The organism is Micromonospora sp. NPDC126480, assembly GCF_040302465.1.
In the GTDB taxonomy this organism is placed as follows: Bacteria; Actinomycetota; Actinomycetes; order Mycobacteriales; family Micromonosporaceae; genus Micromonospora.
Genome location: NZ_JBEORU010000027.1, coordinates 19,572 through 42,688 on the forward strand (window position 1 = coordinate 19,572; position 23,117 = coordinate 42,688).

18 protein-coding genes are annotated in these 23,117 nt (G+C 74.2%); 8 read left to right on the top strand and 10 right to left on the bottom strand.

Annotation, left to right across the window (positions count from 1 at the left end):
• Positions 1 to 5 precede the first annotated feature (5 nt).
• Genes ABTW87_RS22675 through fxsT form a run of 6 tightly spaced genes read left to right on the top strand, consistent with a single transcriptional unit; the run spans position 6 to position 9,271 of the window.
• Complete coding sequence (locus ABTW87_RS22675) at positions 6 to 206, top strand: FXSXX-COOH protein (protein ID WP_350653015.1); 201 nt, start codon at positions 6 to 8, stop codon at positions 204 to 206.
• Positions 178 to 2,676, top strand: a complete 2,499-nt coding sequence (locus tag ABTW87_RS22680; RefSeq protein ID WP_350652950.1) for an FxsB family cyclophane-forming radical SAM/SPASM peptide maturase — start codon at positions 178 to 180, stop codon at positions 2,674 to 2,676. Before ABTW87_RS22675 ends, ABTW87_RS22680 begins: the two co-directional genes overlap by 29 nt.
• Positions 2,673 to 3,542, top strand: coding sequence for an AAC(3) family N-acetyltransferase (locus ABTW87_RS22685; RefSeq protein WP_350652951.1), 870 nt, complete (start codon positions 2,673 to 2,675; stop codon positions 3,540 to 3,542). The genes ABTW87_RS22680 and ABTW87_RS22685 overlap by 4 nt, the downstream gene beginning before the upstream one ends.
• The gene (locus tag ABTW87_RS22690; RefSeq protein WP_350652952.1) at positions 3,539 to 4,219 is read left to right on the top strand and encodes a TIR-like protein FxsC; all 681 of its coding nucleotides are present in this window, start codon (positions 3,539 to 3,541) and stop codon (positions 4,217 to 4,219) included. The genes ABTW87_RS22685 and ABTW87_RS22690 overlap by 4 nt, the downstream gene beginning before the upstream one ends.
• Positions 4,206 to 5,339 (top strand): TIR-like protein FxsC, encoded by a 1,134-nt coding sequence (locus tag ABTW87_RS22695; RefSeq protein WP_350652953.1) that lies wholly within the window; start codon positions 4,206 to 4,208, stop codon positions 5,337 to 5,339. The genes ABTW87_RS22690 and ABTW87_RS22695 overlap by 14 nt, the downstream gene beginning before the upstream one ends.
• Complete coding sequence (fxsT, locus tag ABTW87_RS22700) at positions 5,336 to 9,271, top strand: FxSxx-COOH system tetratricopeptide repeat protein (protein ID WP_350652954.1); 3,936 nt, start codon at positions 5,336 to 5,338, stop codon at positions 9,269 to 9,271. Before ABTW87_RS22695 ends, fxsT begins: the two co-directional genes overlap by 4 nt.
• Here the strand turns inward: fxsT and ABTW87_RS22705 are convergent.
• Positions 9,265 to 10,224 (bottom strand): alpha/beta fold hydrolase, encoded by a 960-nt coding sequence (locus ABTW87_RS22705; protein WP_350652955.1) that lies wholly within the window; start codon positions 10,222 to 10,224, stop codon positions 9,265 to 9,267. The genes fxsT and ABTW87_RS22705 overlap by 7 nt on opposite strands.
• Positions 10,225 to 10,507: 283 nt before the next feature.
• Positions 10,508 to 10,858, bottom strand: coding sequence for a hypothetical protein (locus ABTW87_RS22710; RefSeq protein WP_350652956.1), 351 nt, complete (start codon positions 10,856 to 10,858; stop codon positions 10,508 to 10,510).
• Between the two features lie 358 nt (positions 10,859 to 11,216).
• On the opposite strand from ABTW87_RS22710, the gene ABTW87_RS22715 reads away from it, so the two are divergent.
• Complete coding sequence (locus ABTW87_RS22715) at positions 11,217 to 13,628, top strand: M14 family metallopeptidase (RefSeq protein ID WP_350652957.1); 2,412 nt, start codon at positions 11,217 to 11,219, stop codon at positions 13,626 to 13,628.
• A gap of 129 nt (positions 13,629 to 13,757) precedes the next feature.
• On the opposite strand, the gene ABTW87_RS22720 is transcribed toward ABTW87_RS22715, so the two are convergent.
• Positions 13,758 to 14,015: a hypothetical protein gene (locus tag ABTW87_RS22720; RefSeq protein WP_350652958.1), complete on the bottom strand. Its 258-nt coding sequence runs from the start codon at positions 14,013 to 14,015 to the stop codon at positions 13,758 to 13,760.
• Positions 14,016 to 14,125: 110 nt separating this feature from the next.
• Positions 14,126 to 14,881 (bottom strand): aminoglycoside adenylyltransferase family protein, encoded by a 756-nt coding sequence (locus ABTW87_RS22725; RefSeq protein WP_350652959.1) that lies wholly within the window; start codon positions 14,879 to 14,881, stop codon positions 14,126 to 14,128.
• A 202-nt stretch (positions 14,882 to 15,083) separates the two neighbouring features.
• On the opposite strand from ABTW87_RS22725, the gene pdxY reads away from it, so the two are divergent.
• Entirely contained in the window at positions 15,084 to 15,935 is an 852-nt protein-coding gene (gene pdxY, locus ABTW87_RS22730; protein WP_350652960.1) for a pyridoxal kinase PdxY, read from the top strand.
• 89 nt (positions 15,936 to 16,024) lie between these two features.
• Here the strand turns inward: pdxY and ABTW87_RS22735 are convergent, their stop codons facing one another.
• The 6 genes from ABTW87_RS22735 to ABTW87_RS22760 all read right to left on the bottom strand — a co-directional run bounded on the left by ABTW87_RS22735 (position 16,025) and on the right by ABTW87_RS22760 (position 23,075).
• The gene (locus ABTW87_RS22735; protein ID WP_350652961.1) at positions 16,025 to 18,415 is read right to left on the bottom strand and encodes a WD40/YVTN/BNR-like repeat-containing protein; all 2,391 of its coding nucleotides are present in this window, start codon (positions 18,413 to 18,415) and stop codon (positions 16,025 to 16,027) included.
• 122 nt (positions 18,416 to 18,537) lie between these two features.
• Positions 18,538 to 18,999: a hypothetical protein gene (locus ABTW87_RS22740; protein ID WP_350652962.1), complete on the bottom strand. Its 462-nt coding sequence runs from the start codon at positions 18,997 to 18,999 to the stop codon at positions 18,538 to 18,540.
• Between the two features lie 20 nt (positions 19,000 to 19,019).
• Positions 19,020 to 19,964, bottom strand: a complete 945-nt coding sequence (locus tag ABTW87_RS22745) for a carbohydrate ABC transporter permease (RefSeq protein WP_350652963.1) — start codon at positions 19,962 to 19,964, stop codon at positions 19,020 to 19,022.
• A complete protein-coding gene (locus tag ABTW87_RS22750) occupies positions 19,961 to 20,965 on the bottom strand; it encodes an ABC transporter ATP-binding protein (protein WP_350652964.1) in 1,005 nt (334 codons plus the stop codon). The genes ABTW87_RS22745 and ABTW87_RS22750 overlap by 4 nt, the downstream gene beginning before the upstream one ends.
• Entirely contained in the window at positions 20,962 to 22,245 is a 1,284-nt protein-coding gene (locus ABTW87_RS22755; protein WP_350652965.1) for an ABC transporter substrate-binding protein, read from the bottom strand. Before ABTW87_RS22755 ends, ABTW87_RS22750 begins: the two co-directional genes overlap by 4 nt.
• Complete coding sequence (locus tag ABTW87_RS22760; protein WP_350652966.1) at positions 22,242 to 23,075, bottom strand: carbohydrate ABC transporter permease; 834 nt, start codon at positions 23,073 to 23,075, stop codon at positions 22,242 to 22,244. Before ABTW87_RS22760 ends, ABTW87_RS22755 begins: the two co-directional genes overlap by 4 nt.
• Positions 23,076 to 23,117: the final 42 nt, after the last annotated feature.

The window sequence follows — 23,117 nt, forward strand, 5'->3', positions numbered from 1 at the left end:
CCCCGCTGACCCACAAGTCCGATGGGGGGACTCACGTGGATCGCAACGCAGGCCGGCCGACGACCGCCGCTCCGCTGGCCGATCTCCGGCACACTCCGCTCGGCAAGATTCCGCTCTCCCGCGCCCGCAGGGTGGCGCTGTCCGACACCCGCGCCGCGGACCAGCCGGCCCGCGTCGATGTCGCAGCCTTCGGTTCGTCGATCTGACGCCGGTGAACCCGCGACGCCGGGGAGGCCCGTACCGGTCGGCGCCCTGAGTCAGTACGTTCTCAAGATCGTCAGCCGGTGCGACCTGTCCTGCGACCACTGCTACGTCTACGAGCACCCGGACCAGTCCTGGCGCCGACAGCCGCACACGATGTCGCCGCGGACGGTGGCGGCCGCCGCCCGACGTATCGCGGAACACGTCACCGCGCACCGGCTCTCCGCCGTACGGGTGGTGCTGCACGGCGGTGAACCGCTGCTGGCCGGCGCGGCCGGGCTCGCCGCGATCGCGGCGGAGCTGCGCCGCCGGCTCGACCCGGTGACCCGGTTGGACCTACGCATGCAGTCCAACGGCGTGCTGCTCACCGAGGAGATCGCCGAGGTGCTCGTCGCCCACGGCGTCGCGGTCGGCGTCTCCCTCGACGGCGACCGGGCCGCCAACGACCGGCACCGCCGCTACGCCAACGGCGCGAGCAGCCACGGCCGGGTGCTGCGGGCGCTCGCGTTGCTGCGCCGCCCCGAGTACCGGCCGAGCTACGCCGGTCTGCTGTGCACCGTCGACCTCGCCAACGATCCCGTGACGGTCTACCGCGCGCTGCTCGCCGAGGAGCCGCCCCACATCGACTTCCTCCTGCCGCACGCCAACTGGGACCGCCCACCGCCGCGCCCGGCCGGCGCCGCCACCCCGTACGCCGAGTGGCTGCTCGCCGTGCAGCGGGCCTGGACGGCCGACGGGCGTCCGGTGCCGATCCGCCTGCTGGACTCGCTGCTCGCGACCGCGGCGGGCGGCACGACCCGCACCGAAGCCGTCGGGCTGGCCGCCGCCGACCTCGCGGTCATCGAGACCGACGGCAGCTACGAGCAGGTCGACTCGCTCAAGTCCGCGTACGACGGGGCGCCGGCCACCGGCCTGGACGTCTTCCACCATCCGGTGGACGCGGTCGCCGCCCACCCGATGATCGCGGTGCGGCAGGCCGGGCTGGCCGGCCTGTGCGCGACGTGCCGGGCCTGCCCGGTCGTGCGGCAGTGCGGCGGGGGGCTGTTCGCCCACCGGTTCCGCACCGGCAGCGGCTTCGACAACCCGTCCGCCTACTGCGCGGACCTGATCCACCTGATCCGCGGCGTGACCGGCGACCCGGCCGTGCCGGCCCCGGCCGGCGTGGCGGCTGCGATGCCGCCGGCATCGGCGGGTCCGGCCGGCCCGACCGGCGCCGGCGATGCGCCGGACGACGGCGCCGACGACGTTCTCGGGTCCGACGTGCTGGATCCGGCGGTGCTCGACGACCTCGGCACCGGGTACGGCACCGACGCCTCGACCCGCCAGCTCGCGGCGGTCCATCTGGCCAAGACCCGCGCGCTGCTGGTCGCCCTCAGTCCGGCGACTGCCGGGCACCCGGTCGCCGGACCCGCCTGGGACCGCCTCGTCGAGCTGGACGTCACCGCACCGGCAGCGGTGCGGGACGTGCTGGCCCACCCGTTCGTACGCCGGTGGGCGCACCGCTGCCTGGAGACGCCGGCGCTGGCCGACCTCGGTCGGCTCGCCGCGGTGGCCGCGGCGGCGGCGATCCGCGCTGGCGCGCCCGTCGAGCTGGACGTGCCGGTCCGCGACGGGGTGCTGAGCCTGCCCACGCTTGGCGCGCTCGTGCTGCCGGAGGCGACCGGGAGCGTCGCCGTCACCGCCGTGGAGGGCGGCTTCCTCGTCCGGACCGGCGGACGGGCCGTCACCGTCCGCACCGACGACCGGGAAGCCGGTGCCGGCGGCCCCGCGCTGCGCGACGACCGCCACCGGCCCACGGGGGCGTCGCGGTTCGGCGGGGCGGCGCCCACCTGGCGACCGCTGCGCCGGGCCGGCGAGCCGTGGCCGCTCATCGAGGACACCGACCCGTACCGGGACTGCTACCAGGACCTGGCCGTCGCCCCGCGACTGTCGGCCGGCGCCGCCGCCCGCTGGGCCGGCCAGCTCACGGCGGCGCTCCGGAGGGTCGACACCGAGGCCTCCGGGTACGCCCCCGGCGTGCGGGCCGTGCTGCGGGCCGTCGTGCCGCTGCGCCCCGACCGGCGGGGCCGGCAGCGCAGCGCCGCCGCCGCGTCCGCCTTCGGCGCCATCGCCGTGACGCCGCCGCCCGGCGACGCCGAGCTAGCCGTGCTGCTCGTCCACGAGGTGCAGCACCTCAAGCTCGACGCGGTGCTCGACGTGTGCGAGCTGGTCGACCGGCGGGACGCCCGGCTGCTGACCGTGCCCTGGCGGGAGGACCCGCGCCCGGTCGAGGGCGTGCTGCACGGCACGTACGCCCACCTGGCGGTCGCCGACGTGTGGCGCCGCCGGCCGGGCGCGGAGGCCGCGGCGCACCACCGCCGCTACCGCGACTGGACCGACGGCGCACTCGACGCGCTGCTGGAGCTGGGGGCGCTGACCCCGGTCGGGAAGCAGTTCGCCGCGCGCATGCGCGCCACGGTGGACAGCTGGACATGACCGCGGGGCGCGCCGTCCTGGCCGCCGATCTGCGGGCTCTGGGCCTGCCGGCCGGCGCGACGGTTCTCGTGCACGCGTCGCTGCGGCGCGTCGGGCCGGTCGACGGCGGCCCGGCGACCGTGCTGGCCGCCCTGTGCGAGGTGCTGGGGCCGGGCGGAACGGTGGTGGTGCCGACCCACACCGCCGGCAACTCGATCACCTCGCCGGCCTTCCGCGCCGCGACCGCCGGGATGACCGCCCGGGAGGCGGCGGAGGTGGCGGATCGCATCCCGCCGTTCGACCCGGACACCAGCCCGGCGGAGGGCATGGGCGCGTTCGCCGAGCACGTCCGGCGGACGTCCGGCGCGGTGCGCAGCCGGCACCCGCACACCTCGTTCGCCGCCCTCGGCCCGGCCGCCGCCGACCTGACGGCCGTGCACGACCTGGACTGTCATCTGGGCGAGCGGTCCCCGCTCGGCGCCCTGTACGCCGCCGGCGCGTTCGAGCTGCTGCTCGGCGTCGACTACACCAGCTGCACCGGGTTCCACCTCGCCGAGTACCGGCTCGCCCGGCCGGGCCCGACCCGCCCGCACCGCTGCTACGTCAGAGACGACACGGGCCGCCGGACCCGGCTCGACTTCCTCGCCCTGCACCTCGACGACTCGGACTTCCCGCGCCTCGGCGCGGCGGCCGACGGCGAGCCATGGGCACGGCGCGGCCGGGTCGGCGCCGGAACCGGCCGGCTGCTGCCGGTCCGCGCGGCGGTCGACTTCGCCGTCGACTGGATGACCGTCCATCGTGATCGGTCGCGAGGGTCCGTCCATGTTTGCCGCTGCCGATACTGTGATCTGGCGGCAGTGTCTCCTTCGGACGGGAGCGGCGGGTGAGCGAGGAAGACTTCCGGGTGGACCCGCGCGCCCCCGTGTTCTTCCTCAGCTACGCCCGCGCCAAGCAACGGCCCGCCGAGCCGCCCCGGGACACCAACCAGAAGGTCTTCCAGCTCTACGTCGACCTGTCCGACCACGTCTCGGAGCTGCTGGGCCTGCCGGCCGGCAGCACCGCGGGGTTCCTCGACCGGGTGCTCGACGGCGGCCAGGTGTGGGCCGAGGACCTGGCCTTCGCCGCCGGGCACTGCCAGGTCTTCATCCCGCTGATCTCCCCGCAGTACCTGCGCAGCGCCTGGTGCGCGCGGGAGTGGAACGCGTTCGTCCGCCGGCGGCAGGTGCGCCGGCCGGACGCCCGGGCGACGCCGGGGGAGCGGCCGGTCATCCCGGTCAACTGGTCGGTGATGGGTCGCCGCCGGGAGCTGCCAGAGGCGATCCGCCGGCGGCAGCTGTTCTCCCCGACCGGGCTGCCGCCGGACATCGCCCCGCAGTACCAGCAGGAGGGCATCTACGGGCTGCTCAGCCTCGGGCGCAACGGCAAGGACGCGTACGACGCGGTGGTGTGGCGGCTCGCGCAGCGGGTGGTGCGCGCGGTGGACACGCACTGGGTCGAGCCGTACGTGTCGCAGATCGAGGAGCTCGGCGACGGGTTCGAGGAGGGCGGCGATGAGCTGGACTGACACCTCGCGCTCCGGCCGGGAGACGTACTTCTTCCTGAGCTACGCCCACTCGGTGCCGCTGTCGGCGGCGGCCCGGCCGGACACCGACTACTGGGTCACCCGCTTCTTCCAGGACCTGCACGCCGCCGTGCAGCGCGGTGCCCGGCAGGGCGACCTGGACATCGGGTTCTTCGACGGGCTCGTCGCGCCCGGCGCCGACCTGCGACAGTCGCTCACCGACGCGCTCAGCGTCGCCCACGTGTTCGTCCCGTTGTACTCACCGAACTACTTCAGCAACGCCTGGGCGGTCGGGGAGCGGGCGGCCTTCCAGTCGCGGCTCGGGCCGCTGCGGCCCGGTGCGGCCGACCGGCACATCCTGCCGGTGTTGTGGATCCCGTTCCCGCCGTGGGACGACCGGCCGGAGATGGCCGAGGCGCTGGACCTGGTCGGCGGTCCCGCCGAGTACGCGGAGAACGGGCTGCGGGCGTTGTGCAAGCTCAGCGCCTACCGCCGGCAGTACGACCTGGTGCTCAGCGCCCTCGCCGAGCGGATCGTGGCGGTTGCCGAGACCGCGCCGCTGCGGCCCTCCCGGGCCGCGCCGGTCGCCGCCGCCGCGGTCGACGACCCGGGCGACCCGGCGCTTGTCGTCACCGCCCTGGCCGCCGCGGACGGGCGTCGGTGGCGGCCCTTCGCGGGGCGGCACGTGCTGGCCATCGCCGACTACGTGGCCGCCACCGCGCAGCGGCTCGGGCTGCCGACCCGGGTCGTCGAGTTCGCCGGCGCCCGCGACCGCGCCCCGGACAGCCCGACGGTCCTGCTCATCGACGCCGGCCTGGGCGTGGCCGCGGTCCGGGCGGCGGTCGCCGGCCTGCCCCGCTGGGTGGTGCCGCTGGTCGTCGGCGGCCCCGACACCGCGGCCGACGAGATCGACGGCGTACTACGCGAGGGGCGTTTCCCGGACGTGCGGCCGGTGCACGACGTGGACGAGTTCGAGCGCTGCGCGCCGCTGGCGGTCATCGAGGCGCGCAAGCAGTTCCTCCGGCACGGCCCGCTCTACCCGCAGGACGGCCCGGCCGCGCCGCGACCGAGCCTGCGCCCGACCGACCCATCCGACAAGCGGCGACGAGGGGGAGACCGATGACGAGACAGCGCGACGGTCAGGTGGTCACCTTCTACTCCTACAAGGGCGGCACCGGGCGGACGATGGCCCTGGCGAACACGGCCTGGATTCTCGCCGCGAACGGCCAGCGGGTCCTCGTCGCCGACTGGGACCTGGAATCACCGGGCCTGCACCGGTTCCTCGCCCCGTTCCTCGACCCGGAGCAGGTCGCCTCCACCGGCGGCGTGATGGACCTGATCCTGGAGTACGAGTGGGCGAATTTGAAACGCCGCCGGGAGGCCGAGGCCGCCGGGCGGGCCGAGACGGCGGAGTCCCGGCCCAGCGACTGGCACCGCCACCTGGCCAAGGTGCAGAAGTACGCCTTCTCCGTGAACTGGGAGTTCCCCGGCGGCGGCAGCCTGGACCTGCTGCTCGCCGGCCGGCACAACCCGGACTACGCCACCAGCGTCACAAGTCTCAACTGGGACAACTTCTACAACCGGCTGGGCGGGGCGCTCTTCTTCGACGCGCTGCGCGAGGACATGAAGCGGCACTACGACTGGACGCTCATCGACAGCCGCACCGGCATCAGCGACGTCGCCGAGATCTGCACCATCCACCTGCCGGACGTGCTGGTCGACTGCTTCACCCTGAGCGACCAGGGCATCGACGGGGCGGCCACGGTCGCCGCCCGGGTCCGCGGCTACGAGGGGCGCCGGGCGCGGCGGGTGCTGCCGGTGCCGATGCGGGTGGACGAGGGGGAGAAGGGCAAGGCGGACGCCGGCCGGGCGGTGGCGATGCAGCGCTTCGCCGGCCTGCCGGGCGGGATGACCGACGCCGAGCGGCGGGAGTACTGGCTCACCGTCGAGGTGCCCTACCGGGCCTACTACGCCTACGAGGAGACGCTTGCCACCTTCGGCGACATCCCCGGCGGCCGGACCACCCTGCTGTCGGCGTACGAGACGCTGACCGGGCACGTCACCGGCGGTCGGATCAGCTCGCTGCCGCGGATGGACGAGGCGCTGCGCCGCCGCACCGTCGCCCGCTTCGAGCGCAAGCCCGCCGTCGCCGACGAGATGGTCGTCCTGCGGCACGCGCCGGAGGACACCGCCTGGGCGGAGTGGGCGCAGGCCGTCCTCACCGCCGTCGACCTGCGGGTGGCGGTGGCCACGGCGGACGAACCGGTGCCGGCGCGGCCGGGCACCGTGACCCGCGACGTCACCCTGGTTTCCCGGGCCTACCGGCTGGCACACGGTGATCCGGTGGATCCGCGCCGCGCCGGCACGGCGCTGACCGTGTACGTGGACGCCACCACGCCGTCGCCGGACGCGCCGATCGGCAGCTGGGTGTCGCTGCACGAGCTGGCCGTCGACGAGGCCGTCGACCGCCTGCTGCAGCTGCTCGGGGCGGCGCTGCCGCCGGGGCAGGCGCGCCCGGACGTGCGCGCCGCCCGGTACCCGGGCACCCGGGCGACGGTGTTCAACCCGCCCAGCCGCAACCTCCGCTTCACCGGGCGGGAGGATCTGCTGCGCCGGCTGCGGGAGGAGCTGAAGGCCGCCGGGAGCGCCGGCGTCCCGGTGGCGCTGCGCGGTGGCCCTGGCATCGGCAAGACGCAGCTCGCCATCGAGTACGCGCACCGCTTCCGCGGCGCGTACGACGTCATCTGGTGGATCCAGGCGGACCCGCCGCAGTTCGTCGACGTGCGGGTGGCCGACCTCGGCGCCGAGCTGGGCCTGCCCCGGCAGCCCACCATTCCGGAGATGACCCGGGCGGTGCGGCAGCGGCTCAGCCGCCCGGAGCGCCGCCCCGACGGCGGGCCGCCCGAGCAGTGGCTCCTCGTGTTCGACAACGTCGACCAGTACGAGCACGTCCGCGACTACCTTCCGCAGGGCGCCGGGCATGTCCTGGTGACCACCCGCAACCCGGACTGGGGCGACCTGGCCCGGGCGTTGGACGTGGAGGCGTTCCAGCGCGCGGAGAGCGTCGCCCACCTGCGGGCCCGCGTCGGTGAGCGGTCGATCACCGTCGCCGAGGCCGAGCAGGTCGCCGACGCGGTGGAGAACGTGCCGATCTTCGTCGCGATGGCCGGCGCCTGGCTGGCCGACACCGGCACGCCGGTCGTCGACTACCTGGCGGGCCTGGAGCGGACCGGCCCGGCGGAGGACATCTGGGACTTCTCGCTGCAGCGGTTGCGGGAGGGCTCGGTGGGCGCCTACCGGCTGCTGCAGTTGGCCTCGGTGCTCGCCCCGGAGATCTCGCTTGAGCTGCTCTACAGCGACCAGGTCGCCAAGGTCATCGCCGCGCACGACCCGGTGGTGGCCGCGCGGGTGGCCGACCGGGTGTCCGAGCGGGACATCGCCGCCGCGCTCGTGCAGCGCATCAACCGGCTGGCGCTGGTGAAGGTGGACCTGCACGCCCAGCAGGTCCAGGTCCACCGGCTGCTCCAGGCGGCGCTGCGGACCCGGATGACGCCGGAGGAACTGGCCGGGGTGAAGCACGACGTGCACCGCGTCCTGGCCGGCTCGCGCCCGTCCGGCGAGGTCGAGGACCCCGCCGCCCAGGCGCGCCTGCGGCTGTTCTGGCCGCACCTCGACGGCGCCGACGCGCTCTCGTCGCCCGACGACGACGTCCGGCAGTTGATCATCGACCGGATCCGCTACATCTACATCAACGGCGGCTACACCCAGGGCCACCGGTACGCCGAGCAGGCCGACGTCGCCTGGACCCGGCTGCTGGCGCAGCTCCCGCCGGACACGCCGGAGCACCGGGCGTTGCAGGTCCAGTTGCTGCACCTACGGTTCAACCGGGCCAACCTGCTGCGCAGCCTCGGCCGCTTCGACGAGGCCCGCCGCCTCGACGAGGAGACGCTGGGCGCGCAGGAGAAGCTGATCGGGTCCAGCCACCCGTACACCCTGATGACGGCCGGCGGGTACGGCGGGGACCTGCGGGCGATCGGCCGCTACTCCGACGCGCTGGAACGCGACCTGCGTACGTACGCCGCCTCGGTGGAGGTGTTCGGGGAGGACCACCGGCGGACGCTGACCGCCGCGAACAACCTGGCCGCCTCGTACCGCCTGATGGGTGACTTCCGGCGCGCGCTCGACGTCGACGAGGTCACCTACCGGCGGCTGCGGGTGGTGCTCGGCCCGGAGCACCCGCGGACCCTGCTGACGGCGAACAACCTGGCCCGGGACCTGCGGGAGGCCGGCGACTACGAGGGGTCGGTGGCGCTGCTGCAGACGGTCGTCGCGGGGTACCGCAGCCTCTTCGGTGACCAGTCGCGCAACGTGCTCACCGCGCAGACGAACCTCGCGGCGTCGCTGCGCAGCACCGGCGAGATCGCCGAGGCCGCCCGGCTGCTCGACGACGCGTACGAGCAACTGCTCAGCGGGTTCGGGCCGCTCAACCCGGACACCCTGTTCAGCCGGCTGTCCCGGGCGGCGAACCTGATGCTGCAGGGGGAGGGGCAGCGGGCCCGCGCCGAGCTGACCGAGACCGAGGCGCAGCTCGGGGAGGTCTTCGGCGAGGCCCACCCGTACGTGCTGGTGTGCCGCAACAACCTGACGGTGGCGATGTGGGACGCCGGTGAGGTCGCGGCGGCCCGGGAGCTGTCGACGGCGACGGCGCCGGCGGTGACGGCCGCGCTGGGCGGCACGCACCCGCTGACCATGGCCGTCGCCAACAACCTCGCCGTCTTCACGATCCTGCACGGGGAGCTGGAGGCGGGGCGGGAGCAGCTACGCATCGTCGTCGGGCGGCTGCGCGAAACCCTGGGTGACGACCACCCCGACACGCTGCGGGGCCGGGGGAACCTGGCACTCGCCGAGCAGACGGCCACCGGTGGCGCGGGCAGCATCGAGCGGATGCGGCTGGCGGACCGGCTGGCCAACCGGATCGGGCAGCACCACCCGAGCGTGGTGAACCTGCGGGAGGGGCGGTACGTGCGACGGGTCCTCGACCCGCACCCCTACTGACCGAACCGGGCGCCGATCAGCACGTCCCGGCTGGGGCTCATCGTCGCGTCGTCGTCGGCGGTGAGCCAGCTCAGGATGCGGGGCAGCTCGGCCACCGCGTCGAAGTGCGCCGCGCCGGCCTGCACCTCCAGCTCCGCCCCGGGGATGCGGGCGGCCAGCCAGCGGGTGTGGCTGACCGGGGCGAAGGTGTCCTCGGCGCCGTGCCACAGCTTCACCCTCGTCACCGACGTGTCGATCAAACCGAGGTCGAACTTCCAGTCCCGGCGCAGCGCGAGCACGTCGTCGATCCACCCGTACGGGCCGGCGCGCAGCGCGTCCTCGAAGGTGTCGGCGAGCATCCGACGCAGCGCCGGGTCCCGGATCACCCGCCGGTCCGCCAGGGTCATCTGCGCCATCAGGTCCTCGAGCAGCCGCCGGGGATCCTCGCTGGCGCGCTGCGCCCGGCGGCGGATCTCCTCGACGATCGCCGAGGTGTCGGGGCGGCCGGCACCGAAGCCGTTGACGTTGTCGGAGTTCATCCCGGCGAACCAGTCCAGCTCCGGCGCGTCGGACGGGGCGAACCCGACAAGCGCCGCCACCCGGGTCACCCGGTGGCGCAGGGCTGGGTCGGCGGCGCAGGCGAGGGCGTGCGGACCGCCGCCCGACCGGCCGGCAATGGCGAACCGCGCCAACCCCAGGTGGTCGGCGACCACCTCGACGTCCCGGGCGGCGTCGGCCACGTCGCGCCCCTCGAACCGGTCGGAGTCGCCGTAGCCGGGACGGTCGTAGGTGATCAGTTTGACGCCTAACCGGTACAGGACGATGCCCCGTGGCTTCGGTCCCTTGCGGCTGCCCGGTGTGCCGTGCATGAGGAAGACGGGATGCCCGTCGGGCGCGCCCGTGACCTCGTACGCCAGTCGCTTGTTGTCCGCGCGATAGGCGAATTCGGTCCCCGGCTCCCCTTCTCGGACCACTCCAGCCTGCCTTCCGGTGCTGCTGACCAGCGAATATCCGTCACGTCGGCCCAGAGCGAAGATGATTGATCGGCGGTGAACGACTCCACTCGGCATTTGAGCCTAACGGTCCGGCTCTTTCCCCGCTATCCGCCGGCTCGACAACCCGCCGGATCTGTCGGAAAGGACACCGACGGGGTGGTCCGTGGTGGAAGTTCCACCCGGCGCCGCCGATCGAATCCGGTCGGCGGCGCCGGTACGCATCGACGCAGGTCGCGGCCCTGCGACCCGGGTCGGCCCCGGGTCAGGCGGCCGACGCGGAGCGGCGCGTCTGCTCCGGCGTCGTCGGACGCCGCCCGCGCGCCGGGGCGACCGACCAGCCGGTCAGCGGGTCGGCACGCCGCTCCTCCGGGATCTCCGCCCGCTGCCGTTCGGCCGCCGTGCCCCGGGAGACTTCCAGGGCGCGCTGGGCGGTCCGCCAGGCGGCGCACGGCCACCCCTGGCCGGCGCAGAGCAGGTTCCCGCAGTCGGTGCCCGCCGCGTCGGGCTGATGGGCGTCGGCCACCTCGAGGGCCAGATCCCACAGCAGCGGGTCGGTCACCTCGTCGGGCCGGTACGCGCGATGGTCGGACCGGTCGTGGCTGGTGTCGGACATGTGGTGCGGCCCCCCTCATGAGCTGGTACCGACCTTACCTTCACCCCTTACCGCCGCCGGTAAACGGGCACGTCGGCCCGGTGTAAGGGCCGTTCGGCCGGTCAGCCATTGACAGGCGACCAATCCACGGCGAACGATGAGCGCAGTTCACCGACCGTCAACGGATCGTCACCCGTCCCCGGGACGGCGCTGCGCAGCCGGCGCTGCGGGCAGCGTCAACCCCCGACGCCGCCGGACGCCACGGCGCCCGCACGCCGCTGCCTGCCGGTGGAGCTGAGGTAGCGGACCGGCCGCCCGGAGCGCCCGCACGGCACTCCCACTGCCGCCGCACGCCGGGATGTGAGAAGGGCGGACATCGATGTTCGATTCCTCCGGCCGGCGCTGGCGACACCGCCTGCCCGCGCTCGTGGCGGCCTCCGCGGCCGCCGTACTCATGGTCAGTCCCGCCACGGCCGTCGTGCCGGACGGGCCCGCGCCCCGCGCCGACGCCGGGCCGGTCGCCGGCGAGGCGGCCAACGTGGTGGAGGTGCTCCTCGACGGCACCGCGCAGCTCGACGCGCTGGTCGCCACCGGCGTCGACCTCGACCACCACGTCACCCGCACCGCCGACGGCGTGGTGGTGCACGCCGTCGTCACCCCGACCGAGGCCGCCGCCCTCACCGCCGCCGGGTACCGGCTCGGCCGCGTACTGCACCGGCCGGGCGACGCGCAGGTCCGCGTCGACGAGCGGGAGGCGACGATCGCCGCGCACCGGGCGGACAACGCCGGGTTCACCGCCACGACCGGCACGTCCGATGTCAAGATCATCCGAGCCGACTACTTCACCTCCGGGACCAGCCAGGTCCTGTCGGTGGAGGCCAAGTGGGCCGAGGGTCAGAGCGCCACCACCGCCCTCACCGTCGAGCGCGACAGCGGCCCGGGCACCGAGATCGGCTCCGGGGGCACGCAGACCATCTCCCGCTTCGTCGACGCCGGCGTCTACCTCTACCACCGGGGCGCCGCCCCGGTCACCGCGAAGCCGGCGTACGTCCGCGTCACCAGCCCCACCGGCGGGGTCGCCGTCGCGAAGGTCCAGGAGTGGCTGCCCATCCCGGACACCGACCCGGAGGGCCCCGGTTACCAGAAGGACTTCGTCACCAGCTACCTCACGCCCACCGAGCTGTACGCGCGGATCCACCAGCTCGCCGCCGAGTTCCCGCACCTGGCGGAGATCGTCGAGCTGCCGTACCGGACCAACGGGTACCGGCGCAAGGCGCAGACCGTCCTCGGCGCCGCCAGCGCCGGCCGGGTCGCCGTCGATTCGCTCGCCTGGGGTCACCAGGGCGGCAACGACATCTCCGTCGAGCTGGCCGACCCCGGCGCACCGGACGCGGCGCTGGCCGTCACGGTGACCGGCACCGACGTGCGGGTCACCCTCGCCACCGACGCCGGGGGCGCGGTCACCAGCACCGCCGCCGAGGTCGTCGCGGCGCTCAACGCCCACGCCGGGTCGCTGCTGCGGGCGTACACCTACCGGGGGAGCCCGGGAACCGACGTGGTCGCGCCGGCACCGCCGACCCGGCTCACCGACGACCTCAGCGCGCCCCCGTCGGTCTCCCGGGAGCCGCACCCGGTCTACGCGATCCGCATCGGCAAGCACCGCGACGGGTCGCGGACGGGCGTCCTGGCGTACGCGCAGGAGCACGCCCGGGAATGGGTTCCGCCGCTGGTCACCATCGAGACCGCCGAACGGCTGCTGCGCAACTACGCGCACGACGGGCGGACCAAGCAGCTCCTCAACGACCTGGACATCTGGATCGCCCCGTCGGTCAACCCGGACGGCGGGCACTACTCGTTCTACGACTTCAACTTCCAGCGCAAGAACATGACCAACCACTGCCCGGCGACGGGGGCGGCGGACTTCCTCGGCCGTGACTCGTGGGGCGTGGACAACAACCGCAACTACACCGAGTACAGCCTGTTCGACGGCTACTCCGGGGCCTCGACGAGCTGCACCAGCGGCACGTACGCCGGCCCGGCGGAGCTGTCCGAGCCGGAGAACCGCAACGTCGACTGGCTGGCCAGCCGGCCGAACATCAAGTTCTCGATGAACCTGCACTCCTCCGGCAACTACTTCATGTGGTCGCCCGGCGCGTACGCCGTCCCCGGCCGGATCTCCGCGCCGCGGCCGACGCTCGCCGAGGAGTCCGCGTTCTGGGGTGCGTCCGCGCGCATCCTGACCGCGATCAAGCGGCACCGCAACCTCGCGGTGACGCCGGCCCGCACCGGCCCGATCTCGGACGTGCTGTACTCGGCGGCCGGCAACTCCGGCGACATGCTCTGGTACCGGTACGGCATCTACGCGTGGAACTTCGAGGTCGGCACCTCGTTCCAGCCGGAGTGGGACGAGGCGCACGACGAGACCATGGAGTTCGCCAACGGCCTGGTGGAAATGATGCGGGTGGCCCGCGAATTCGCCCGCGACCGGAAGCGGCCGACGAGCACACTGACCGTGGCGCCCGGCGCGACGCCGGGCACGGTCGACGTGACGTTCGACGTCAGCGAACCGGCGGCGGTCTTCTACACCCTCGACCGCAGCGCGCCGTCCTATTCGTCCACGCTGTACGGCTCGGCCGGCATCCGCGAGGGCGGTGCGACGCTTACCGTGCCGGCGGGCACGACGTTCCACTGGTTCTCGGTGGACTCGGCGGGCAACGTCGAGAACAACTACCGCCCCGACGGCAACGGTCGCAACTACCGCAGGGCGGTGGCGACCCTCCCGACGGGCTGAGCGGGTACATCGCGGCGGCGCTTCCGGTTCGCGGGGGGCGCCGCCGGCGGTGCTTCCCGTTCGGGGGCGCCGCCGGCCGTCGGCTCGACCCGGCCCGGTCGGTTCCGGCCCGGCCCGGTCCGCGCGCCGTCAGGCCGTCCAGTCCAGCCAGGCGTCGCCGGCCGAGACGACGGCCAGCCAGATCAGCACGGCCGCCAACGGCACCAGCGGCACGAACGCCGGCCGCTGCCGCAGCAGCCGGATCGCCACGGCCAGCAGCGCCAGCCAGATCACCAGGAGCCCGGCCAGCGCCCAGGCGGGGACGACCAGGCCGCTCACCACGTAGAAGAACGCGAGGACCAGGTGCGCGGCCAAGCCGAGCCACCCGACGAGAAGAGCGAACCGCATCCGCCCATGATGCGCCCCACCCTCCACCCGTGGGAGCCCCGTGCCGACGCCGTCGAGGATCCCGGCACGCTGGCGGCGTCGAACGGTGTGACCGTGGCCGTGACCGCCGGTCAGCCGGTTGCCTCGGTGATCGCGGCGAGCACCGCCGCCACGTGCGGGCGGACCTGCGCACGGAGGTCGTCGCTCCAGCTCTCCTCCGCGTACGTGGATCGCCGGTACAGGTCCCGCGCGTGGGCGAGGACCGGCCGGTGCTCGGGCGAGAGGCGCTCCAGGGCCCAGCCGGCGGCTGCCTCCTTGGACGTGATGCCGCCGGTGGCGACGGTGAACCAGATCCGGGCCAGGGTCAGCACCACGTTGCGGGTGTCGGCGTCGAGGTCGTCGAGCAGGGCCGGGATGCCGGCCAGGGATGCCCGGACCAGGTCCGGTCCGGGAACGGGGGAGAGGACCTGTGCCGGGGGCGGACCCGCCAGGGTCCGCCGTCCAGCCAGGACGTTTGTGATCAGCAGGGCCAGGTCCGGCATCGGCTCCGGCCGGGGCACCGCACCCGCCTCGTAGTCGCCGCGGAGCCACTCGCCGTACTGGAACTCGACCGTCGGCGGGTACCGCCACGGGTGGACCTCGGACCGCACCACGACGGTGAGTTCGACTGGGCGCGCCCCGACCGCCGAACCGGAGATCGGCAGCAGCCCGGCCAGGAGGGCGGCGCGCTGGCGGTCGTCCATGCCGCGCTGCGTCACGACGAGGACGTCCACGTCGCTGGCCGGTCGGAGCCCGCCGTGCACGGAGGAGCCGTGCGGGTAGACCCCGACGAGATCGGGCCCGAGCACGTCGGTGACGAGCCGGACGATGTCTGCGACCTGATCCACGCCACCAGTCTCGACGATCATCGACGTGAGCGCTGCCCCCGGTGACCGACCACGAAGATCAGATGATGGTGAGCAGGTCGTACGGCCCCGGCGTGCCCGGCTGAGCATCATCCGTTCGACGGACGGGGCCCTACCGACCCCTTCCGGCGACGGTTCGGCGACCGCCGGGCATCGGTGGGTGACGAAGCGCCATGATGGGCCGGTGAGGATCCTGTCCATCCAGTCGTCGGTCGCGTACGGCCACGTCGGCAACTCAGCCGCTGTCTTCCCGCTGCAACGCCTCGGGCACGAGGTGTGGCCGGTGCTGACCGTGCACTTCTCCAACCACACCGGGTACGGGGCGTGGCGCGGCCCGCTGCTGGCGCCGTCCGACGTCGCCGAGGTGATCGCCGGCATCGCCGACCGGGGCGTGCTCGGCGACGCCGACGCGGTGCTGTCCGGCTATCAGGGCGACCCGGCGATGGGCGCGGTGATCCTGGACGCGGTGACCCTGGTGAAGACCGCGAACCCGGACGCGGTCTACTGCTGCGACCCGGTGATGGGCGACGTCGGCCGGGGCATGTTCGTGCGGCCGGGCATCCCGGAGTACCTGCGGGACGTGGTCGTCCCGCGGGCGGACATCATCACCCCGAACCAGTTCGAGCTGGAGTTCCTCGCCGGCCGCGCGACGAACAGCGTCGACGAGCTGCTGGCGGCGGTCGACGCCGTACGCGCGACCGGGCCGCGGCACGTGCTGGTCACCAGCGTGCTGCACGGTGACGTCCCGGAGGGGTCGCTGGAGGTGGTGGCCGTGTCGGACGAGGGCGCGTGGGCGGTGACCACCCCGCTGCTGCCGATCACCCCCAATGGCGGCGGCGACGTCACCGCGGCGCTGTACCTGGCGCACCTGTCGACGACCGGCTCTCCCGCGACCGCGTTGGAGCGCACCACCGCGTCCATCTTCACCGTTCTCGAGGCGACCCTCGCGGCGGGCACCCGGGAGATCCAGCTGGTGGCCGCCCAGGACGCGATCGCGAACCCGCCGGCCCGGTTCCCGGCCCGCCGGCTGCGCTGAGCCGGCCGCAGCCGCCGGCCGGTGGAGTCGGCGGCGGACGGCACGGAGGCCACCTCCCCGGTCGGGGAAGGTGGCCTCCGCGGACGGAACTAGCCGGCCCGGCAGGACGACAGCACGCCCACCACGCCGACGCCCGGGTCCTTCAGCGGCAGCTTCGCCGACGCCGCCGGGCAGCGCGGCACGGTGAGGTCGTGGATGCCCCGGCCGAAGGTCGCCGCCGTCAGCTGACGGGACGGCTCGTGCCAGCGTAGGTACATGACGGCCGCCTTCGGCAGGTCGGCACCGAGCGCGGCCCACTCGCCGCCGTTCCACGCCGACACGTAGACACCGACGTCGGTGCCGACCAGCAGCAGCCCGTCACCGGTCGGGACCACCGAGTTGACCGGCGCGTCCGGCAGGCCCCGGCCGATGTCGGTCCAGGTCCGGCCGCCGTCGCGGGTCAGCATGACGTGCGGCCGGTCGCTGCCCGAGCGGAAACCGGAGAACGTCGCGTACGCGATCTTGGCGTCCTTCGGGTGCACCGCGACGCGGGTGACCCAGGTGCCGGGCAGCTGCGCCGGGTCGACCTGGTTCCAGTTCGCCCCGAGGTCGTCGGTCCACCAGAGCCGGCCGTCGTCGGTGCCGGCGTAGAGCGTGTCGCCGTCGGTGGGCGCGGCGGCGATCGTGGTGATGGTGCCCCACGGGTAGCCGGACGGGTCGTTCGGGCCGCCGCCGGTGAGGTCGGGGCTGATCGCCGTCCAGGTGCGACCGTTGTCCGTCGACCGGTTCACGATGTTGCCGGCGTAGTACATGACGTCCGGGTCGCTCGGGTCGAACTGCAGCGGGGTGAGCCAGTTGCGCCGCTGCGACGTGGTCTGGCCGGCGCCGATCGGTGCGCGCGGGCTGGCGCCGGCGTTCTCCGACCGGTAGCAGGAGCCGTACTGGCTGCACCCGAAGACGATGTTCGGGTTCTCCGGGTGGATGAGCGTCTGGAGGCCGTCACCGCAGCCGATCGCGTCCCAGGGGCCGCCGGCACCGTTGTAGCCGCGGTTGCAGCCGTTGTCCTGCGTGCCGCCGACCTTCAGCCGCGGGTCGGTCTGCGCGACGTCGACCGTGTAGAACTGCGTGTACCGCTCGTCGGTGGCCTTGACCCAGCCGCCGGCGCCGCCGGCCTCCGACCGGTAGAAGCCGCCGTCGTTGCCGAGGTAGACCCGGCCGGGGACCTTCGGGTCCCAGCGCATGGCGTGCTGGTCGGCGTGGACCCCGCCGACGGAGGAGAAGCTCTGCGCGCCGTTGGTGGAGCGCATCAGGTTGACGCCCATCAGGAACACGTGGTTCTGGTCGGCGGGGTCGACGAAGAGCTTGCCGAACCACCAGCTGAACGTCGACTGGGACGCCTGGCCGGCGGTGACCGGGGTCTGCGTCCAGGTGTCGCCGCCGTCGTCGGAGCGGTAGAAGGCCCGGAACGGGCCGAGGGCGGTGCCGACGTACGCGTACAGGCGCTGCGGGTTGCTCGGTGCCAGGGCGAGACCCCAGCGGCCCTGGTCGGCGTCGATGGGCAGGCCGGTGGTCATCCGCTGCCAGGTCCGCCCGCCGTCCGCGGAGCGCCACAGGCTGGAGCCGGGACCGCCGTAGGTGCGCTGGTTCGGCTGCCGCAGGTGGTCCCACATCGCCGCGTACACCCGCTGCGGGTCGGTCGGGTCGATGACGACCTCGGTGGCGCCGGTGGTGCCGTTCGGCGGCGCGAGGACCTGCCGCCAGCTGTCACCGCCGTCCTCGGTGAGGTAGACGCCGCGCTCGCCGCCGGGGACGAACAGGTTGCCGCTGGCCGCCGCGAAGATCCGGTCCTCGTCGCCCGGGTCGATGGCGAACCGGGCGATGGCGTGGCTGTCGGCCAGACCGACGTGTTCCCAGGTGGCGCCCCGGTCGGTGGACCGGTAGACACCGTCACCGCCGAAAGTGATCGAGCCGCCGCCCGGCTGCGCCTCGCCGGTGCCCGCGAACAGCACCCCGTCACTGGTCATGGCGACCGCGCCCATGGCCTGGCCCCAACCGTCCGGCCAGGCGGGCGTGAAGGTGGCCCCGGCGTCGCCGGACTTCCAGACGCCGCCGGAGGCGGCGGCGATGAACACCTGGTCGGGCACCTGCGGGTCCACCGCGATGTCGACGACCCGGCCACCGATGTCGGCGGGGCCGAAGAACGACCACTCCCGTTCGGCGAGCGGCCGGTAGACGCTGCGGGTGCGGGCGGCGAGCTGGTTGGCCTCGCCCCGGGCGCGGACGTACTTGGCGGCGGACAGGTCGGTGCTGCCGTCGCTCATCCGCTGGGCGGTCATCCACTCGTCGGGCAGCTCCATCGGCCCGGTGGGCGAGCTGGTGGCCAGCGACGGTAGTGCGGCGGGCGGTGGACTGGACGACGCCGTCAGCGCGACCGCGGCGGTCAGCGCCAGCAGCGCCGTCGCCGTCAGCCCGCGACGACGTCGGGCGAGGGTCAGGTCCATGCGGTGTCTCCTGTCCTTACGCGGACGCTCCTGTGTGGGCACGCTAGACAGCGCATCGGTGAACGTCACCGATCATCTGTCGGGAAACCCGGCGCCCGGTTAGGACAGGTGTCGAGACCGGTTCAGCCGCTGCGGAACTCCGGCAGCCCCGCGTCGTCGGAGTCCGGGCCCACCATGACGGTCAACGTGGCGCCGTCGGAGCAGAGCGCGCCGGCCCGCAGGTACATCCGCCGGTCCTGGGTACGGGCCAGCACCTCGGTCTCGAAGATCTCGTCCTCGACGCGCAGCAGCTCGATGTCGGTGCGCTGTTCGTAATGCGCCCGCACGTCCAACGGGGACATCCGGACGGTGGCCGCCACGCTGGTCAGCGCGCCCTGCTCGACGACGCTCGTGACCCGGGCGCCGTCGGGCAGCACCAGGCCCGGCACGGCGGCGTCGACCTCCGGCTCCTGGTCCAGCGGCACCCGGTCGCAGCTGGGCAGGTTCGCGAGGAGGTCGCGGTTGCCGCTCGCCGGCGGCTCCGAGCCGCCGCAGCCGGCCACAAGAGCGAGGGCGGCGACGGCGGCGAGGGCCCGGAGTCTCATGGGCATGCACGATGCCACGGTCATCGCAGCACCCGCCAGCGCCGGACGGCGAGCAGCAGCCCGGTGATGATCACGGCGGTGACCAGCATGAGCAGGATGGTGACCAGCGACCCGTACGCGAAGCCGGCGAACTCGAAGGCCTGGTCGAAGATGTAGACCGGCAGGTAGAGCGTGGCGTTGGCGGGCCGGCCGTCGGTGAGCACGTACGCCGGCACGAAGTTGACCTGCAACGTGAGGACGGTGTCCCGCACGGCCAGCAGCACCAGCACCGGCGCGAGCAGCGGCAGCGTGATCCGGCGCAGCTGACCGAACGGGCCGCACCCCTCCAGCGCCGCCGCCTCGTACAGCCGGCCGTCGAGCAGTCGCCGGGCGGCCAGCACCACGACGAACCCCTCGCCGATCGGGAACGCCAGCATCAGCACCACCCCGATCCGGGCGGTGGTCGGATCGGCGAGCCAGGTGAACCCGGGGTGCCCGAACAGCCCGAGGAGCTGGTTCAGCGGCCCGTACAGCGGGTTGAGCACCCACAGGAACAGCACCGCGAGCGCCACGTCGGGGATCACCGTCGGCAGGTAGACGGCGGTGCGGAACCAGCGCCCACCGGGCCGGGGGGCGGCGAGCAGCAGGCCGAGCCCGACGGCCGCGACGAACCGTACCGGCACGGCGAGCGCCACGTGGAACAGCGACGCCTCCAGGCTGTCCAGCAGGAACCCGTCGTCGAGCAGCCGCCGGACGTTGGCCAGCCCGACGAACCGCGGGTCGCGGGTCAGCCCGGTGTGGTCGGTGAACGCGTACGCCACGTTCAGCGCCGCCGGCACCAGCACCAGCAGGGCGACCGCGACCGCGTACGGGGCGAGGAACGCCCAGCCGGTAAGCGGTGGCCGGGAGCGGGCCCGACCCGGTCCGCCCGCCGGCCGGTCACCGGCCACCGTCGCCGGTGCCGTCCGGTCGCCGGTCGCGGTCACCGGCGCCGCCCGGTGACCGCGTCGAACCGGTGCAGCCGGTCGGCGCGCAACCGCACCTCGTCGCCGGGCGCGACGCCGGGGCGGGGGCCGGTGCGCACCGTGAGCCGGGTGCCGTCCGGGCAGCGGGTGAGCAGGATCGCCTCGCTGCCGAGGGCCTCCACCGCCTCGACGGTGGCGCTCACCGGTCCCGCGCCGTCGAGCGTCAGGTCCTCCGGGCGGACGCCGAGCGTCACGCCCGGGTCGCCGCCGAGCACACCGCCGCCGGGCACCAGGTTCATCGGCGGGCTGCCGAGGAACCCGGCGACGAACGTGTCGGCCGGCTCGTCGTACACCTGTTGGGGTGGGCCGACCTGCCGCACCCGCCCGGCGGCGAGGACCACCACCCGGTCGCCGAGGGTCATCGCCTCGTGCTGGTCGTGCGTGACGTGGACGGTGGTGGTGCGCAGCTCGCGGTGCAGGGCGAGCAGGTCGGCGCGGGTGGCGAAGCGCAGTGGCGCGTCCAGGCTCGCCAGGGGCTCGTCGAGCAGGTAGACGGCCGGGTCGCGTAGCAGCGCCCGGGCCAGCGCGACCCGCTGCCGCTGCCCGCCGGACATCTGGTCGGGGTAGCGGTCCAGCAGGTCGCCGATGCCGAGCCGCTCGGCGGCGGCGCGGGCCTGCCGGTCGGCCTCGGCGCGCCCCACCCGTCGTACCCGTGGGCCGAACGTCAGGTTGCCGTGGACGGTGAGGTGCGGGAAGAGGGCGTAGTCCTGGAAGACCATCGCCACGGCCCGCCGGTGCGGCGGCACCCCGGCCACGTCGACGCCGTCGACGAGGATCCGGCCGGCGTCCGGCCGGTCGAGGCCGGCGATGAGCCGCAGGATCGTCGACTTGCCCGACCCGGACGGCCCGACCAGGGTGACGAGTTCCCCGGCCCGCACCTCCAGGTCGACGCCGTCGACCGCGGTGGTCCGCCCGTACGCGCGGGTGAGCCCTTCCAGCCGGATGAGTCCGCGCCCGGTCACTTGCCCACCGGCGGCGTGAACAGGGGACGGACGGTCTCCTCCAGCCGGCGCAGCCCCTCCTCGCGGTCGACCCGGCCGTAGAAGACCTCCGCCAGTAGCGTGTCCGCCTCCTTCTCCACGCGCGCCCAGGTGGCGGTGCGTGGGGTGGCGCGCAGGTGCGGCTCGGCGTCGAGGAACACCCGCGACGAGCGCGGCGGCCTGGCCGGGTCGAGGAACGCGGGGGAGCCGGCCACGTCGAGGCGGGACGGCACGGTGCGTCCGGACTCGGCGAGCGTGCGCTGCCCGTCGGCGCCCATCGCGTACTCGATGAACCGCCACGCCGGCCGGTGGTCCGGCAGGCCGGCGCTCATGCAGTACGCGTCGCTGTGCAGGATCGACGCCGGCACGCCGCCCGGTGCGACCGGCAGCGGCGCCGCGTCCCAGGTGAAGCCGGTGATCGTGCGCAGCGTCGGCACGGCCACCCGGCTGCTCAGGTACATGCCGAGCGTGCCGCGCAGGAACCGCGCCTCGCTGGACTCGCTCTGCTCCTCCGCGTCCGGCGGCACCACCCGGTGCCGCGACTGGAGGTCGAGGAACCAGTCGACGGCTTCCCGGGCGGCGGCGTCGCCGCGCAGGGTCAGCGTCCCCGGCCGGTTCGGGTCGTCGACCAGTTCGCCCCGATTGGACCAGACGAACGGCGCGAGTCGCGCGATCGACGGCTCCACCCCGAGCCCGTACCGGCCGTCCCGGGTCAGCGCCTTCGCGGCGGCGAGGAAGTCGTCCCAGGTCCAGCCGGCCGCCGGCGCCGGCACGCCGGCGGCCCGGAACAGGTCGGTGTTCCAGTAGACGACAAGGGACGACAGGTTCTGCGGCAGACAGGTCAGGGCCGTCCCGTCGAACCGGAACGCGTCGAGCGCACGGGGACTGAAGTCGCTCTCCTTGATCGCGTTGCTGGCGTCCAGGTACGCCTGAACCGGCTCGATCGCGCCCTGCGCGGCGAACTGCCCGTACCGACGGTAGTTCAGCAGGAACACGTCCGGCGGCCGGCCGCCGGCGAAGGACGTGGTCAGGCGCGCCATCAGCTCGTCCTGTGTGGCCACCGGGGAGAGCGTGACGTCGACGTCCGGGTTGGCCGCGGTGAACCCGGCCACCATGGCGCGGTAGCCGGCGACCTCCTCGGCGTCGCCGAACAGCACGACGGTGACGCCGTTGCGGTCCGCCTCGTCACCCGGGGTGCAGCCGGCGCCGACCAGCAGGAGGGTGAGCAGGGCCGCGCAGGCCCGCCGCCAGGAGGAGGTCATCGACGTCCTTTCGCTCGTAGCGCCGCCAGGGGGTCGTCGGACAGCAGGATCCGCTGCGCCAGCAGGAACACCAGCACGCACGGCGCGGTGGCGACCACGCAACCGGCCATCAGCAGCGGCCAGTCGGTGGGGTTGAGCAGCAGCAGGAACCGCAGGCCGAGCGGCCAGGTGTAGCGGTCGCCGCTGGTCAGGTACAGCAGGGGGTCGATGAAGTTGGACCAGTGGAAGGTGAAGGCGAGTACGGCGACCGCCAGGGTGGCCGGCTTCACCTGCGGCATCGCCAGCCGCCGCCAGACGGTGAGCCATCCCGCCCCTTCCAGGCGGGCGGCCTGCAACTGGCTGTCCGGGACGCCGCCGAAGCTCCACGCGTACAGCAGGACCAGGAACGGGCTGACCGCGAGCGTGGCCGGCGCCAGCAGCGGCAGGTACGTGTCGACGACCCCGGCCAGCCGGAACAGCTCGAAGCGGGTGGCCCACACCGCGGTGACCGGAACCAGCAGCAGCGCGAGCAGCCCGAGCAGCGCCCGCCGCCGTGCGCTGGCGGGGAGCAGCCGCAGCCCGAAACCGGTGAGCGACGCGACAAACACGGTCAGCGGGACGGCCAGCGCCACCACCAGTGCCGAGTTGGCCAGGTAGCGGAACACCGGCACGAGTTCCGGCAGGCGCGCGTACGCGGCCGTGGTCGGCTCGGCCGGCCACAACTCCAGCGTGCGGGCCGGCGGCGTGCCGGCGGGCCGCAGGGAGCCGACGACCATGAACCAGAGCGGGGCCACGAACAGCGCCGCGACCAGGGCCGGCACGACGTACCGCCCGAGCCACCGCCCGGCCACCGCACCACCCCCTCGCCGCCGACCGCCGCACCGGCTCCGCCG

What these genes read in the sequence shown, in the direction of transcription:
- ABTW87_RS22695 (WP_350652953.1), top strand. Translation starts at nt 4,206, where the DNA reads ATGAGCTGGACTGACACCTCGCGCTCCGGCCGGGAGACGTACTTCTTC.
- ABTW87_RS22740 (WP_350652962.1), bottom strand. Translation starts at nt 18,999, where the DNA reads ATGAGACTCCGGGCCCTCGCCGCCGTCGCCGCCCTCGCTCTTGTGGCC.
- fxsT (WP_350652954.1), top strand. Translation starts at nt 5,336, where the DNA reads ATGACGAGACAGCGCGACGGTCAGGTGGTCACCTTCTACTCCTACAAG.
- ABTW87_RS22680 (WP_350652950.1), top strand. Translation starts at nt 178, where the DNA reads ATGTCGCAGCCTTCGGTTCGTCGATCTGACGCCGGTGAACCCGCGACG.
- ABTW87_RS22735 (WP_350652961.1), bottom strand. Translation starts at nt 18,415, where the DNA reads ATGGACCTGACCCTCGCCCGACGTCGTCGCGGGCTGACGGCGACGGCG.
- ABTW87_RS22685 (WP_350652951.1), top strand. Translation starts at nt 2,673, where the DNA reads ATGACCGCGGGGCGCGCCGTCCTGGCCGCCGATCTGCGGGCTCTGGGC.
- ABTW87_RS22715 (WP_350652957.1), top strand. Translation starts at nt 11,217, where the DNA reads ATGTTCGATTCCTCCGGCCGGCGCTGGCGACACCGCCTGCCCGCGCTC.
- ABTW87_RS22720 (WP_350652958.1), bottom strand. Translation starts at nt 14,015, where the DNA reads ATGCGGTTCGCTCTTCTCGTCGGGTGGCTCGGCTTGGCCGCGCACCTG.
- ABTW87_RS22710 (WP_350652956.1), bottom strand. Translation starts at nt 10,858, where the DNA reads ATGTCCGACACCAGCCACGACCGGTCCGACCATCGCGCGTACCGGCCC.
- ABTW87_RS22755 (WP_350652965.1), bottom strand. Translation starts at nt 22,245, where the DNA reads ATGACCTCCTCCTGGCGGCGGGCCTGCGCGGCCCTGCTCACCCTCCTG.